Annotated in this window: 10 protein-coding genes and 1 tRNA gene; 3 read left to right on the top strand and 8 right to left on the bottom strand. The window is 45.3% G+C overall.

Annotation, left to right across the window (positions count from 1 at the left end; translation table 11 throughout):
- Positions 1 to 35 precede the first annotated feature (35 nt).
- Together kdsA and ICV36_RS04855 are read right to left on the bottom strand one after the other, a co-directional pair.
- Positions 36 to 899: a 3-deoxy-8-phosphooctulonate synthase gene (kdsA, locus tag ICV36_RS04860; RefSeq protein ID WP_215401446.1), complete on the bottom strand. Its 864-nt coding sequence runs from the start codon at positions 897 to 899 to the stop codon at positions 36 to 38.
- Positions 900 to 908: 9 nt separating this feature from the next.
- Entirely contained in the window at positions 909 to 2,570 is a 1,662-nt protein-coding gene (locus tag ICV36_RS04855; protein ID WP_215401445.1) for a CTP synthase, read from the bottom strand.
- A 112-nt stretch (positions 2,571 to 2,682) separates the two neighbouring features.
- Here ICV36_RS04855 and ICV36_RS04850 point away from each other — a divergent pair, with 112 nt between their 5' ends.
- Complete coding sequence (locus tag ICV36_RS04850) at positions 2,683 to 2,871, top strand: superinfection immunity protein (RefSeq protein WP_215401444.1); 189 nt, start codon at positions 2,683 to 2,685, stop codon at positions 2,869 to 2,871.
- 208 nt (positions 2,872 to 3,079) lie between these two features.
- On the top strand, positions 3,080 to 5,665 hold the full coding sequence (locus tag ICV36_RS04845) for a bifunctional aconitate hydratase 2/2-methylisocitrate dehydratase (protein ID WP_215401443.1): 2,586 nt from the start codon (positions 3,080 to 3,082) through the stop codon (positions 5,663 to 5,665).
- A gap of 81 nt (positions 5,666 to 5,746) precedes the next feature.
- On the opposite strand, the gene ICV36_RS04840 is transcribed toward ICV36_RS04845, so the two are convergent.
- From ICV36_RS04840 to ICV36_RS04830, 3 genes are read right to left on the bottom strand one after another with little or no spacing between them, the layout of a single operon-like run.
- The gene (locus ICV36_RS04840) at positions 5,747 to 6,577 is read right to left on the bottom strand and encodes a spermidine synthase (RefSeq protein ID WP_251375100.1); all 831 of its coding nucleotides are present in this window, start codon (positions 6,575 to 6,577) and stop codon (positions 5,747 to 5,749) included.
- Positions 6,522 to 10,559, bottom strand: coding sequence for a phosphoribosylformylglycinamidine synthase (gene purL, locus ICV36_RS04835; RefSeq protein WP_215401442.1), 4,038 nt, complete (start codon positions 10,557 to 10,559; stop codon positions 6,522 to 6,524). The genes ICV36_RS04840 and purL overlap by 56 nt, the downstream gene beginning before the upstream one ends.
- 21 nt (positions 10,560 to 10,580) lie before the next feature.
- On the bottom strand, positions 10,581 to 11,255 hold the full coding sequence (locus ICV36_RS04830) for an ABC transporter ATP-binding protein (protein WP_215401441.1): 675 nt from the start codon (positions 11,253 to 11,255) through the stop codon (positions 10,581 to 10,583).
- Positions 11,256 to 11,311: 56 nt separating this feature from the next.
- On the opposite strand from ICV36_RS04830, the gene ICV36_RS04825 reads away from it, so the two are divergent.
- Positions 11,312 to 11,929 (top strand): arylesterase, encoded by a 618-nt coding sequence (locus tag ICV36_RS04825; RefSeq protein ID WP_215401570.1) that lies wholly within the window; start codon positions 11,312 to 11,314, stop codon positions 11,927 to 11,929.
- 1 nt (position 11,930) lies between these two features.
- On the opposite strand, the gene ICV36_RS04820 is transcribed toward ICV36_RS04825, so the two are convergent.
- From ICV36_RS04820 to lon, 3 genes are all read right to left on the bottom strand, one after another.
- Positions 11,931 to 13,394 carry a peptidylprolyl isomerase gene (locus ICV36_RS04820; RefSeq protein ID WP_215401440.1) on the bottom strand — a complete coding sequence of 488 codons (1,464 nt, stop codon included), beginning with the start codon at positions 13,392 to 13,394 and terminating at the stop codon, positions 11,931 to 11,933.
- 102 nt (positions 13,395 to 13,496) lie between these two features.
- Positions 13,497 to 13,572 (bottom strand) — tRNA-Val (locus ICV36_RS04815).
- Between the two features lie 107 nt (positions 13,573 to 13,679).
- Positions 13,680 to 16,112, bottom strand: coding sequence for an endopeptidase La (gene lon / locus ICV36_RS04810; protein WP_215401439.1), 2,433 nt, complete (start codon positions 16,110 to 16,112; stop codon positions 13,680 to 13,682).
- Positions 16,113 to 16,161 lie beyond the last annotated feature (49 nt).

Here is a 16,161-nt window from a genome sequence, read left to right as displayed (position 1 = left end):
TAAAACAATATGAAATGGGTTTAACTAATAAAAAGTTACTTAAAACTGTCTTCTAAAAAAGAACCTGTTGATTTAATAACACTATCAATTGCCACCAATGATTCAAGTAACTCTTTCATTCGATCAAGCGGAACTGCATTAGGGCCATCAGATAAGGCTTTAGCAGGGTCTGGATGCGTTTCCATAAAAAGACCGCTGATTCCGACCGCAACAGCAGCACGGGCTAAAACTGGCACGAATTCACGCTGACCACCACTAGATCTACCCTGGCCGCCAGGAAGTTGAACTGAATGGGTTGCATCAAAAACTACGGGTGCTTTTGATTCTCGCAAGATTGCCAAGCTGCGCATGTCTGAAACTAAATTGTTGTATCCAAACGATGCCCCGCGTTCGCACACCATAAACTGATCCGCAAGGTTTTTTTCTATTGCAGCAGCGCGTGCCTTTTCGATTACATTGAGCATTTCATGTGGCGAAAGAAACTGTCCCTTTTTAAAGTTGACAGGCTTGCCACTTTGAGCACATGCGCGAATAAAGTCTGTTTGCCGACAAAGAAATGCGGGTGTCTGTAATACATCCACAACACTTGCAACTGCATCAATTCCACTAATGTCATGAACATCTGTCAGAACTGATACACCAACTTGTTTTTTAACTTTAGCCAAAATTTCCAAGCCCTTTTCCATTCCCAAACCACGGAACGATGTGCCGGAAGAGCGATTGGCTTTATCAAACGAAGACTTGTAGATAAATGGAATATTTAATGCTGTAGTAATTTCTTTTAGCTGCCCAGCAATATCAATAGCGGATTGCTCAGATTCAATGACACAAGGACCCGCAATCAGAAAGAAGCGATTATCTAGACCAACATCAAAACCACAAAGCTTGAATGCGCTCATATTCTTCCCCTATGCAGCCTGCTTCTCGGCAATTTTTTGATGCTCAAGTGCAGCACTAATGAAAGCAGAGAATAAGGGGTGGCCATCACGTGGTGTTGATGTAAATTCAGGATGGAATTGCACGCCAAAGAACCAAGGATGAATAGACGCAGGTAACTCCATCATCTCCGGTAACTCTTCATTTGGAGTTCTGGCAGAAATAATTAATCCAGACTGCTCAAGTTGTGGCACATAGGTATTGTTTACTTCATAGCGATGGCGATGGCGCTCATTCACTTCAGATCCATAAATGCGATGCGCTAAGGTGCCCGCTTTAACTGGACAGCGTTGTGAACCCAGGCGCATAGTTCCGCCCATATCTGAGTCGTTTGAACGCTTTTCAACATTTCCCTCTCGATCAAGCCACTCTGTAATGAGCGCCACAACAGGTTGCTCAGCCTGAGGATCAAATTCCGTACTATTTGCCTTCGTGAGATTAGCAACATGGCGAGCAAATTCAATGACGGCCAATTGCATACCTAAACAGATACCTAAATAAGGCACATTATTTTCGCGTGCGTAACGAATAGCAGCGATCTTACCTTCTGTTCCGCGCTTACCAAAACCACCTGGAACCAAAATGGCATCTAAAGATCGCAGACAATCGATGCCATCTTTTTCGATCACTTCAGAGTCAATGTAATTAATATTCACGCGCGTATGCGTGTGAATGCCAGCATGACGCAAAGCTTCAATAAGAGATTTGTATGACTCTGTTAATTCAACATATTTTCCGACCATACCAATGGTCACTTCATGTTGTGGATTCGCCATTTCATAAACCAACTTTGCCCAAACAGAAAGATCTGCAGTTTTCGCTTTGAGGTCAAGTTGACGGCAAATTAAATCATCCATGCCCTGTGCGTGCAGCATTTCTGGAATCTTATAAATTGTGTCCACATCCCAAACGGAAATAACAGCTTCCTCACGAACATTTGAGAAAAGTGAAATCTTTGCGCGCTCATCCTCTGGAATTGGTCGATCAGCTCGACAAAGTAATACGGTTGGCAAGATGCCAATCTCCCGTAGCTTTTGGACTGAATGCTGAGTTGGCTTGGTTTTTAACTCGCCAGCACTATTAATGTAAGGAACGAGAGTCAAGTGCACAAAAGCGCAGTCATGCAAGGGCAGGCGCAAGCTCATTTGTCTGGCAGCCTCCAAGAATGGCAGCGATTCGATATCGCCTACTGTTCCACCAATCTCACAAATTGCAACATCCGCTTTGCCATCGTGACTTGCCTTGGCACCACGCTCAACAAATGCCTGAATTTCATTAGTAATATGGGGAATAACTTGAACAGTTTTCCCCAAGTATTCTCCGCGACGCTCTTTGCTAATCACAGATTCATAAATCTGGCCGGTAGTGAAGTTATTACTTTTGCGCATCTTCGCCGAAACGAAGCGCTCATAGTGGCCCAAATCTAAATCGGTTTCAGCGCCATCCTCAGTAACAAAAACTTCGCCATGTTGGAGTGGGCTCATTGTGCCCGGGTCAACGTTGATATAAGGGTCTAATTTTAGGAGGGTGACTTTCAGGCCGCGGGATTCGAGAATCGCGGCAAGCGAGGCAGCTGCGATTCCTTTCCCTAAAGAAGAAACCACACCACCAGTGACAAAAACGTATTTGGTCATCGCTTAAGCTCTGTTGGAAAAAGTAATTATAACGATAGAGGGCTGCTAGATATAAATTTCAAAATCAGTAATATGAATGGGATATCCACCCTTTAGTCTAATTTTTGTCCTTATGCGCCTCATATTTGCGATCCTCCTTGCCCTACTCTCCCTCTTTTATTTCCTGCCATTTGCAATTGCATTCAACAAGAAACGGGCAAATTCTGGGGCTATTTTTGCCCTGAATCTCTTTCTAGGCTGGTCTCTGATTGGCTGGGCAATCGCTTTGGTGTGGGCTATGAAGGACGAAGAGGTCTTATAAGCCATAAGGATTACCAAGGCTATATGCCTTTTATTCATCCCTTAAATTGCGTAAAAACCCTAATATGCTGTGAAATTGACCATTTTTTACACAATTTAAAGCCTTAAAGTCTTATATAAGACTTAAATAAACATCTATAATTTAGTAAATCGGGAGAAAATTCCCTTTTGGCCTTTCTATTGACCACTTTTACCTCATAGGAAACACAATGTTAGAAGCCTATAACGCCCAAGTTGCCGAGCGCGCAGCTCTTGGTATTCCAGCCCTTCCTTTAACCAAGGATCAGACTGCTGAATTAGTTAAGTTATTAAAAAACCCACCAGCTGGCAAAGAAGCTGAGCTCGTAGAGTTGATTACCAACCGCGTTCCTGCGGGCGTAGATGAGGCAGCCAAGGTAAAGGCTGAATTTTTAGATGCAATCGCGAAAGGTACGGATAAATCCCCTTTAATTTCACGCATCAAAGCGACTGAATTGCTTGGCACGATGCTTGGTGGATACAACATCAAACCTTTGGTTGAGCTATTAAGCGATTCTGAGTGTGGTGGCGCTGCCGCTGCTGCCCTCAAGAAAACATTATTAATGTTTGATTACTTCCATGATGTTCAAGAACTCGCTGAAAAAGGCAACGCTAATGCGAAGGCAGTATTGCAAAGTTGGGCTGATGCCGAATGGTTTACAAGCCGTCCAGCGGTTCCGGAGAGTTTAAAACTTACTGTATTTAAAGTAACCGGTGAAACCAATACCGATGACTTATCTCCTGCGCCTGACGCTTGGAGTCGTCCAGATATTCCGCTACATGCAACTGTAATGTTGAAAAACCCACGTCCAGGTATCGAGCCTGATGAAACTGGGGTTCGCGGCCCAATGAAGCAAATTGCCGAACTACAGAAAAAAGGCAATCAAATTGCTTACGTAGGTGACGTAGTTGGTACTGGCTCTTCTCGTAAGTCAGCCACAAACTCCGTCTTGTGGTGGACAGGTGAAGATATTCCTTTTGTTCCCAATAAGCGCTTTGGCGGCGTTTGCTTAGGCACCAAAATTGCTCCAATCTTCTTTAATACGATGGAAGATGCTGGTGCTTTACCTATTGAGCTTGATGTAAACCAAATGAATATGGGCGACGTAATTGAATTGCGTCCATACGAAGGTAAAGCATTTAAGGACGGCAAAGAAATCGCCTCCTTCACAATGAAGTCTCCTGTGATTTTCGATGAAGTACGTGCCGGTGGCCGTATTCCACTAATCGTCGGTCGAGGCCTTACAGCGAAAGCACGTGCAGCTCTTGGATTGCCTGCATCAACTGAATTCCGCGTACCGGTGAGCCCTCCTGATAACAAGAAAGGCTTCAGCTTGGCGCAGAAAATGGTTGGTCGTGCTTGTGGCCTACCTGAAGGTCAAGGTGTTCGTCCGGGCACTTACTGTGAACCACACATGACTACTGTTGGATCACAAGACACCACAGGTCCGATGACACGCGATGAATTAAAAGACTTGGCATGTCTAGGCTTCTCTGCAGACTTGGTAATGCAATCATTCTGTCATACATCAGCCTATCCAAAGCCTGTCGATATTCGCACTCACCATGAATTGCCAGCATTTATGACTAACCGCGGTGGCGTTGCATTGCGCCCAGGTGATGGCGTAATCCACAGCTGGTTAAACCGTTTATTGCTCCCTGATACCTGCGGTACAGGCGGCGATAGTCATACCCGTTTCCCAATCGGTATTTCATTCCCAGCTGGCTCTGGCTTGGTTGCTTTCGCAGCAGCTACTGGCGTAATGCCCTTAGATATGCCTGAGTCTGTCTTGGTTCGCTTCAAAGGCAAAATGCAGCCTGGTATTACTTTGCGTGATCTGGTTAATGCCATTCCTTTGTATGCAATCAAAAAAGGTTTGTTAACCGTTGAGAAACAAGGCAAAAAGAATATTTTCTCTGGCCGCATTCTTGAAATCGAAGGTTTGCCTGACCTTAAAGTTGAGCAAGCATTTGAATTGTCTGATGCTTCAGCTGAACGCTCTGCTGGTGGCTGCGCAGTTCAATTGAATAAAGAACCAATCATTGAATACATGCAATCTAATATCACTTTAATGAAGTGGATGATTGCAAATGGTTACGATGACAAACGCACTTTAGGTCGTCGCATCAAGGCAATGGAAGCTTGGATCGCAAAACCCGACTTACTCAAGGCTGATGCCAATGCTGATTATGCAGAAATCATTGAGATTGATATGGATGAGATCAAGGAACCAATCTTGGCATGTCCTAATGATCCGGATGATGTCAAATTCCTCTCAGAAGTTGCTGGTGAGAAGATTGATGAAGTATTTATCGGTTCTTGCATGACGAATATTGGTCACTTCCGTGCGGCTGGCAAAGTATTGGAAGGAAAATCCGACATCCCTACTCGCTTATGGATTGCCCCTCCTACCAAGATGGACCAAATGGTTCTGACTGAAGAAGGTTACTACGGTGTGTTAGGTCGCACTGGTGCACGCATGGAAACCCCTGGCTGCTCACTCTGCATGGGTAACCAAGCACAAATCCGTAAAGGCTCCACAGCAGTTTCTACCTCTACACGTAATTTCCCGAACCGCTTAGGTATCGATACGCGCGTGTTCTTAGCTTCTGCTGAGTTAGCATCTGTTGCGGCACTCTTAGGTCGCTTGCCTACTCCGAAGGAATACTTGGAGCAGGTAGAGTCCTTAAATGCGAAGTCAGCCGAAGTCTATCGCTACATGAATTTTGACAAGATCAAGTCATTTAGTGATGTAGCTGATACAGTAACTATCTAAGTTATCAGCTCAGACGCCTATCTAAGGTGTCGAATAAAAAAGGCGATCAATTGATCGCCTTTTTTCTTGGTCAGAATTGATCTAGATGGATAACTTAGATTCTTGGCGTGCATTTTCACGGCTAATGCCTGACACCCATTTATTGGTTGGCAGGCCGGTTTTCTCAAAGATGAGCTTTGCACGTTTAGATACGTCTTTCCACTCTGCCTCTAATTTTGGACCCTTAAATGCAATGGCAACGACATTGCAGTCATGGGATTCCGGAAATAAGAGTACTCTGTTATCAAAAGCCTCGCAGATATTCTTTAAATTTAGCTCAAAGCTTTTATGACGTGAAAATAAATTCACTGTGATAACACCCGGACCTTTAAGAACATTGAAACAGCCCTTATAAAACTCTAAAGAGCTTGCAGCTGGGCCATCGCAGATCGCATCATACAAATCGACCTGAACAGCATCAAACTTCCCAAAATACTTTTTATTCTTCACAAACTGTTTTGCATCAGCTTGATGGGTTTCCAATTTAGGGCCATCATCTGGCATAAAAAACATCGAACGGGCTGAAACGATAACTGCTGGGTTAAGTTCGACCACAGTTGTTTTCACGGCTGGGCAATACCGATATTGAAATTTAGCAAGAGCGCCAGTTCCCAGACCAAGCTGTGCAACACGCATACCTGGCTTAGTTTCCAAAAATAATAACCACGCCATCATTTGCTGGTTGTATTCAAGGTAAATCTCATCCGGGTCACGAATGCGCATTGCCCCCTGAATCAGTTCGGTGCCAAAGTGCAGATATCGAATGCCACCACTTTCTGAAAAAGTGACCGGCTCCATTAAATGTTCAGTAGACAAATTAATTTGCCCAGCGACGTGCGTTGCGGAATAAACGCATCCATGGGCTGGCGCCATCAGGGATATCTAACCACTCAGGCGGGCACCAACTCATTTGAGGCGCCCTAAAGACCCGCTCTGGATGAGGCATCATGACCATAAATCGACCGTCTGGTGTGGTGACCCCTGTAAGACCGCCTGGCGAGCCATTGGGATTCATGGGGTAAGTTTCCGTAGGATTTCCTTGATGATCCACAAAACGGAAAGAAGCTAAGCCCTGCTGCTGAATTTGCTCCAAATTTCCTTGCTGACTAAAGTTGGCATAGCCTTCACCATGTGCAATCGCAATCGGAATTTGACTGCCTTCCATGCCTTGAGTAAAGATTGATGGTGAAGACATCACTTCGGCCATCACAAGGCGAGCTTCATATTGCTCGGATTGATTGCGTGTAAATTTCGGCCATGCTTCTGCACCAGGAATGATTCCTGAAAGATTGCTCATCATTTGGCAACCATTACAGACGCCCAATGCAAAGCTATCTTGACGATTAAAGAATGTAGAGAACTGGTCTCTCAGTTGTTGGTTAAATAGAATTGTTTTTGCCCAGCCTTCACCTGCGCCAAGCACATCACCGTAACTGAAACCGCCGCAGGCAATCAAGCCTCTAAAGTGATCCAGCTTTGCTTTACCACTAAGCAGGTCAGACATATGCACGTCATAACTATCAAATCCAGCCCAGTTAACTGAGTAGGCCATTTCCACATGAGAATTAACACCCTGCTCTCTTAAAATAGCGACCTTAGGACGTGCATTCTTGGCGATATAAGGCGCTGCAATATCCTCAGAAGCATCAAAGGTCAGCTTAGGACTCATTCCTGGATCAGAAATATTTTCCAAAAGTGCGAATTCGCTATCTGCGCAAGCTGGGTTATCGCGTAAACGGGCAATCTGATAACTAGTATTCGTCCACATTTTTTGCAGAACTTCACGAGGCTCAGCAAAGATATTCTTGGCATCACGCCAGATTTCAATACGGCCATTGGTATTGGGCTTGCCAATGACGTGACTGTAAGCACTAAGACCTAAATTCCTGAGAGTGGCAAACACGGCATCACGATCTTCTTTGCGAACCTGAATAACAGCGCCAAGTTCTTCATTGAATAAAGCGCGCATAGTTTGTTCGTGGCGACGACCAGAGACCTGTTGTGCCCAATTTTTAGCATCGCCGTAATCAGGCTCTTGTCCTGCATCCATGGCAATCATATCGACATTTATCGAAACGCCGCAGTGGGAAGCAAAAGCCATTTCCGCAATACAAGCAAGCAAACCGCCATCGGATCGATCATGGTAGGCCAACAATTTATTGGCTTTACGCAACTCAATAATTGCAGCAGATAAGGACTTGAGATCTTCTGGGTGATCAAGATCGGGGGCAACCTTACCGGATTGGTCTAAAACCTGGGCCAAGATACTTCCAGCCATGCGATTTTTGCCGCGACCCAAATCGATCAAAATAAGTTCGGTCTCCAAAGGTGAGCCCGCTTGATCTTTAAGTTTTAACAACGGTGTTAATGTTTTACGCGCATCTTCAACTGATGCAAAAGCAGAAATAATCAAAGAAACTGGAGCAACTACTTTTTTGGCTTCATTGCCATCTTGCCAAGCGGTCGACATTGACAAAGAATCTTTGCCAACGGGGATAGAAATACCCAGCGCAGGACATAACTCCATACCTACTGCTTTTACTGAGTCAAACAACTTTGCATCTTCTCCAGGTGCGCCACAAGCGGCCATCCAGTTGGCGGATAACTTGACACCCTCAAGACCGAGAATATCTGCAGCCAATAGATTGGTTATAGCCTCACCAACAGCCATTCGCGCTGCTGCAGGAGCATCAATGACTGCCAATGGGGTCCTTTCCCCCATAGACATGGCTTCGCCACGGTAACCCTTGTAATCCATCATCGTGACTGCGCAATCAGCTACAGGAACTTGCCATGGACCAACAAACTGGTCGCGTGCATTTAGGCCACCGACTGTTCGATCGCCAATAGTGATAAGAAATGATTTGCTGGCTACGGTAGGTTGTTGCAAGACCCACGCAATTGATTGCGCTAGATCAGTGTCAGTAACATCTAACTCTTTAAATTCTTGAGTAATGCGTTTGACATCACGATGCATCTTTGGGGGCTTACCTAAAAGAACCTCCATCGGCATATCAATTGGTGAAGCAGCATCTGCACCAGATGCTTGTTTTTCGTCACTTAAGGTCAGTTGACGCTCTGCTGTTGCCTCGCCAACTACTGCAAATGGGCAACGCTCACGTTCACAAAATGATTTAAAGAGATCTAAATCCTTTTTATCAATTGCTAAGACATAGCGCTCTTGAGATTCATTGCACCAAATCTCCGCAGGGCTCATGCCACTCTCTTCAAGTGGTACGTTGCGCAATTTAAAAGCAGCCCCTAAACCAGCGCCATCCGCTAGCTCTGGAAATGCATTCGATAAACCACCTGCCCCAACATCATGAATAGACACAATCGGATTTCGTTCACCGAGCGCTCGGCAGGCATTAATTACCTCCTGTGCACGACGTTCCATTTCTGGATTGCCACGTTGTACAGAATCAAAATCAAGATCAGCAGTATTTGTACCAGTTGCCACAGAACTGCCAGTTGCGCCGCCCATGCCAATGCGCATTCCAGGGCCACCCAGTTGAATCAATAGATGGCCTGCTTGTATAGCCTTTTTTTCAGTATGTATGGCATCGATGCTACCAATACCGCCAGCAATCATGATGGGCTTATGATATCCACGACGAGTGCCATCTAAGGTTTGTTCAAAGACGCGGAAGTATCCACCCAGGATTGGACGGCCAAATTCATTATTAAATGCAGCGCCACCAAGCGGGCCATCAATCATGATTTGCAAAGGTGTTGCAATGCGCTCTGGTTTACCGTATTTCTTAGCTTCCCATGGAAGATCTGTGCCAGGGATATTCAGGTTAGAAACAGAGAAGCCTGTTAGTCCTGCCTTAGGACGACCACCAATACCGGTGGCGCCTTCATCACGAATCTCACCACCTGCGCCGGTAGAAGCGCCTGGGAATGGTGCAATCGCTGTTGGATGATTATGTGTCTCCACCTTCATTAGGGTGTGAACTAAGCGAGTATCTTTTTCGTAACGATGATCCTCACCCTGAGGAACCCAAGTTTCAGCCTCACAGCCAACCATCACCGCCGAATTATCGGAGTAAGCAACAATCGTTCCTTGAGGTTGCAATTGGTGCGTATTACGAATCATAGCGAACAAAGAACGCTCTTGATCATCCCCGTCAATCGTCCAACTGGAGTTAAATATTTTATGACGACAATGCTCGCTGTTTGCCTGAGCAAACATAATCAACTCAACATCTGAGGGGTTGCGTTGTAACTTAGTAAAGTTTTCAGTTAGATAGGCCACTTCATCATCAGACAGAGCAAGACCCAAATCCTGATTAGCCTTATCAAGCGCAGCCCTACCTTCTGACATCACAGGAATGCGTACTAAGGGTTTATCTTCAAGGGATTGATATAAATGATTGGCTTTATCGGTTGAATCAATAACAACTTCGGTCATTCTGTCATGAACCGCAGCGAGCACTAATTGCGTTTGTTCTGGAGTCAGCGCTTTTTTACTCTTCCAAGCAAATTGAACGCCTCGTTCAAGACGCAATACATCCAATCCGCATTGACGAGCAATATCCGTGGCTTTACTAGACCAAGGAGATACCGTTCCAAATCTGGGGATCACAATTGCGCCTTGACTATCTGTCTTGCCGTTGCTGAACCATGATTTACCCAGATTCATTTTTGAAATAAATGGCTGACCGTAAGTCAATAAACTTGCCATGACTTCTTTATTTGCGGCACTGAACTCAGCTGTCGACCAAACAAAATGAAGGTACTGGGCTTCGATGGACTCAAGATCAACCCCTTGGGCTGCCAACGTGGCTAAAAGTCGCTGTTGGCGGAAGGGGGAAAGCGCATCAGCGCCGGGTAAAAAGTGGAAGAAAGACATCCCTAGATTATAAGGTTTTGCCTACAGCAATCGACCACCCTGAAGGTGTAATTGCCGCTGGCACCGATCGGCTAGGGCTTGGTCGTGGGTTACCAGAATCAGGGTCGAATGATTTACCCTATTAAGCTCAAAAAGCAGGTCAATAACCCGGCTCCCACTCTGCTCATCCAGGCTACCCGTGGGCTCATCAGCAAACAAGATGGCGGGCTTCATGATGAAGGCCCTAGCAAGAGCTACTCGCTGTTGCTCACCCCCAGAAAGTGTTTTGGGAAAGTGGTTTGCTCGATCAGATAAGCCCACTTGTTGAAGGCAAATTAGAGCATTCTCCTTGGGAGAGTTAAGTCCGTTCAGCTCGGCTGGAAGCATAATATTTTCAAGCGCCGTTAAGTGGGGCAGCAACTGCAAGGATTGAAATACGAACCCCACTTTTTGACCCCTTAGCTTGGCTCGTCCATCTTCATCTAGTTGATTTAAATTATGAGAAGCCAACTCAACATGACCACTGGTGGGTGTGTCCAAACCAGCTAGAAGGCCAAGCAATGTACTTTTACCAGATCCAGACGCACCAGTAATGGCAACGCTTTCTCCCTCGCAGACATCAAAGCTAATGTCGTGCAAAATAGTTAATGATCCGTCACTAGATAAAACCTGTTTACCTAGATGTATCGCACTAAGAACCTTTACCGGAATACTCATAAATGCATCAAATGATTTGGTTGAACTTCTTGAGTAAAAAACTGTCGTCCACATTCATGGCGGTCACCCTATTTTGCCTGCTAATTCCCATTAGCACCTACGCGCAGACAAATACCACTATTTTGGTGATGGGTGACAGCCTATCAGCAGAATATGGCTTGGCCCGGGGATCTGGCTGGGTAAGACTTCTAGAAGATCAACTTCACAAGGAAGAAAGCCGATGGAGCGTGTTTAATGCGAGCATCAGCGGCGAAACAAGCTCTGGAGGCCTAGCTAGATTATCGAAACTCTTAGAACAAAAGAAACCAGGAATCGTACTCTTGGAGCTTGGCGCAAATGATGCCCTGCGCGGACTATCAATCCAGGAATCTGAAAATAATTTGCGCAAGATGATTCAGCTGAGCAAAAAGTCTGGAGCAAAAGTACTCTTATTTGGTATGCAGATACCACCCAACTACGGGCAGGAATATACCAAGCAGTTTAAGAACCTATATACAAAATTGGCATCTCAAGAAAATGTGCAATCACTCCCCTTCTTTTTAAAAGGGGTTGCTTCTGATACCACTTTATTTCAAGCTGATCGTATTCATCCAAATGAACAAGCGCAGCCCATTCTCTTCAAAAACGTATGGGACGCTATGGCACCCTACCGAACACTACTAAAGGGTAAATAACTTAGCTGCCTGAGCCCGATGAAGACGGCTTGAGGGGGTTGATGACTTTTACTCCAGCCACATCACGCCAGTAAGCCATAAACCCTGCAAACTCCGATTGAGCAGCCAATGCCTGTATTTGCTGGGCTTGCGCTTTGTGCACCTTTGCATCTACACCAGTGGGTTGACGAAGCTGATCTACCCGATACAAGATCGTGCCGACACCAGGATTTTGAACGGACACCACTGCAGGAAATTTATCGGGATTAACCGACATCACATCATCAAGCGCTCCGCCTACCAAATTCCCAGGCTTGTTACGAGATACCCAGATTGGAGCAGCAAAGCCAGAGGCGCTTTTGGGATCTTTTTGCAATGCCGCATAGCGGTCCGCCGCAGCGCTGGTGGCCAATTTCTCAGCCATGCGCTGACTGACTTGTCGCTTGACTTCTGCCGCCACATCTTTGAATGGCAAAGTTTGTGCCGGGTGAAAAGTGACTACACGTGCCGAAACAAAAACGCCTGGTGAAGTTTGCACGGCTTCTATGTTGCGCTTATTCTTAACAGCCTCATCCCCAAAAAGAGATTGAATAACCTTGGGGTTAGCCAATGGGTGATCCTTTCCAACACCAGTTACACCAGAGCGAGTAACCCCTTTCTGCGTTTGAACATTCAGCTTTAGCTTATCTGCGGCAGGCTTTAAGCTGTCTGACTGGTCATAAGTCATATTGGCAAACTGATCCGCCTTTTCACTAAACACCTTGGCGTCATCCTTTGGATCCGTCTTGAGAACAATGTACTCAACATCAACATATTCAGGGCTCTCAAAGAGCTTGGCATTAGCGTTATAGAAAGTCTGCAAATCCTCTTGGGAAGGATTTACTTTGGACAAGTAATCTTTGGCATCGAACGACATCGCTTGCACTTGACGTTCAGTTTCATAGAGAGTTGAAATGATTTCAGATAATTTTGGGCTAGCAATTTCTGTGCGAGCTACAGAGTTAACCAACTGGCCAATTTTCAGATCAAAAGCTTGGCTTGCATAAAACTGCTCTTCATTTAAACCATTGCTTGCCAATAATTGCTTAAAGCGAGCATCATCAAAACTGCCATCTTGTTTATATAGCGCACGAATTTGTGGAATATTCTGCAAACTTTTAACGAGCGCCTCTTTCCCAACTTGCAAGCGGAGATTGCCAACAGCAAAACCCAAAATACGCTGTTGTAATAACTCATTCAAAATGGCCTGCCTAAAGGGTAGGCTCTGTGCAATCTGTGCATTTCCACCGACGCGTTCTGCTTGACGTTTTGCAGCAGAGTCGACCTCCTGCGCAGTGATAGGCTTACCGTTGACTTTCACAAGATCAGTTTCTTTATCCAAAAAGCTGGAATAACTTGAGATACCAAAAAAAGCAAAAGATGGCACGATTAAGAGCATCAAGGCTAACTGCAGAATTCGTTGGTGCTTACGGACGGTATCAAACATGAAAAAGTTCGCTAGTAAAAATATGAATACTAGGAGTTTACTAGGGCTGAGGCTAAAGAGTGTTGAAATGCCTGAGCAGGCATATGGGGGATGGTAATAATTTGGTGGGCGCTGAGAGGCTCGAACTCCCGACATTCTGCGTGTAAGGCAGACGCTCTACCAACTGAGCTAAGCGCCCCAAAAATATTACAGCTGAGATTGTAACCTAAGAGCAGGTATTGGGTGGATTTTCCGCTAAATCAGCCTATATTACTTAGGCGATCTAAGCGGAAAATTACCCTATTTTCAGTGCTTAAGAACGTCCGGAGCAGCGCCTTTTTCACTTGCTTTACCAGCTTCTGTAGCCTTCTTAGCCAACTCTTCAGGAGTAGGATCCGGCAAGGCTTCAGGCATTCTCTCTAACGCCAACTCCAGGACTTTATCAATCCAGCGAACGGGAACAATTTCGATCGCATTCTTGACGTTATCTGGAATATCAATCAGATCTTTTACATTCTCCTCTGGAATCAAAGCCAACTTAATTCCGCCACGGTGTGCTGCCAATAATTTCTCTTTCAATCCACCAATAGGCAAGACTTCACCGCGCAGCGTAATTTCGCCCGTCATGGCAACATCTGAGCGAATCGGAATACCAGTAAAGACAGACACTAAAGCCGTTGTAATGGCGATACCAGCGGAAGGACCATCTTTAGGCGTCGCACCATCTGGAAAGTGAATATGAATATCTTTCTTTTCAAAAGATTCATCAGCAATACCGAGGCGTTTTGCTCTAGAGCGAACAACTGTGCGTGCAGCCTCAACAGACTCTTTCATCACATCACCGATCGAGCCGGTGCGAGTAATGACGCCCTTACCTGGCATAACTGCTGCTTCAATAGTGAGCAAGTCGCCGCCTACCTCTGTCCATGCTAAGCCAGTAACCTGGCCAACTTGATTTTCTTTACCAGCCAAACCAAAGTCATACATACGAACAGAAAGAAACTTCTCCAGGTTGTCTGCATTTACAACAACAGGTGCCGCCTCTTTCTTCAAAAGCAATAGCTTGACCACCTTGCGGCAGATCTTGCTGATTTCACGCTCTAAAGAACGGACTCCAGCCTCGCGAGTGTAGTAGCGAATCATATTGCGTACAGCGCTATCTTCAATCTTGAGCTCGTCTTTTTTCAAACCATTATTTTTGATTTGCTTAGGAATCAAATAATTGACTGCAATGCTTGTCTTCTCATCCTCTGTATATCCAGCAAGACGAATAATTTCCAGACGATCAAGCAATGGTCCTGGAATGTTCAAGGAGTTAGAGGTTGCAACAAACATCACATCAGAAAGATCAAAGTCGACTTCAACATAATGATCTTGGAAGGTATGGTTTTGTTCTGGATCTAAAACCTCTAGCAAAGCACTGGCTGGGTCTCCACGGAAATCCATACCCATCTTATCAACCTCATCTAAGAGGAATAATGGATTACGTACCCCAACCTTCGTCAGGCTAGTGAGAATCTTGCCAGGCATAGATCCAATATAGGTACGGCGATGACCACGAATCTCAGATTCATCGCGCACGCCTCCCAAGGCCATACGCACAAACTTTCTGTTAGTGGCTCGAGCAATAGATTGCCCTAAAGAGGTTTTACCAACGCCCGGAGGTCCAACCAAGCAAAGAATTGGGGCCTTTACGCGATCAACACGTTGCTGAACCGCGAGATACTCCAAGATGCGCTCTTTAACTTTATCCAAGCCATAGTGATCTTCATCCAATACTTTTTCAGCATTTGCGAGGTCATTATTAATCTTGGTTTTTTTCTTCCATGGCAAATTCACCAGCGTATCAATAAAGTTTCGAATCACCGTAGCCTCAGCAGACATAGGCGACATTAGCTTCAATTTCTTAAGCTCAGACTCAGCTTTCTTCAAAGCTTCCTTGGGCATGCGTGCAGCTTTGATACGCTTCTCTAACTCCTCTAGATCAGCACCCTCTTCTCCTTCACCCAACTCTTTTTGAATGGCTTTTACTTGTTCATTCAAGTAGTACTCACGCTGACTCTTTTCCATCTGACGCTTCACACGTCCACGAATACGCTTCTCTACTTGCAGAATATCAATCTCACTCTCGAGATCTGCAAGCAAGCTTTCCAAACGCTGCACAACATCCGTCATTTCCAGTAAACGTTGTTTCTGCTCAAGCTTGACTGGCAAGTGCGCACAAATGGTATCAGCCAAACGACTTGGATCATCGATGCCACCCAAAGAAGACAGAATCTCTTGGGGCACTTTTTTATTGAGTTTTACGTATTGATCAAATTGAGCCATGATTGCACGACGTAATGCTTCGGTTTCATGGGCATCAACAGCATTGATTGCTGTTGGAGTAGCTTCGCAATTGAAATAGCCAAGACTATCCTCAATTTGACTCACTTCAGCGCGCTGCACACCTTCCACAAGCACCTTTACAGTGCCATCTGGCAACTTCAACATTTGCAAAATATTCGCAATGCAGCCTACCTCATACAGATCCTCAATGACAGGCTCATCCTTAGCGGCTGCTTTTTGGGCTACTAGCAAAACATTTTTGCCAGTTTCCATGGCAGCTTCTAGGGCTTTTATTGATTTTGGACGCCCTACAAACAGAGGGATCACCATATGAGGAAATACAACTACGTCCCGCAACGGGAGTAAAGGTAGTTGAATAGGTTCAGAGGGTAGTAATAAGTGGCCAGGCATGGGGCAAATCCTCCAAAATAATCAAACCTCAAAAGCCATATTCAGCAGC

It is taken from the genome of Polynucleobacter sp. MWH-UH35A (assembly GCF_018687075.1).
In the GTDB taxonomy this organism is placed as follows: Bacteria; Pseudomonadota; Gammaproteobacteria; order Burkholderiales; family Burkholderiaceae; genus Polynucleobacter.
This window is presented reverse-complemented; position numbering and strand designations above follow the sequence as displayed.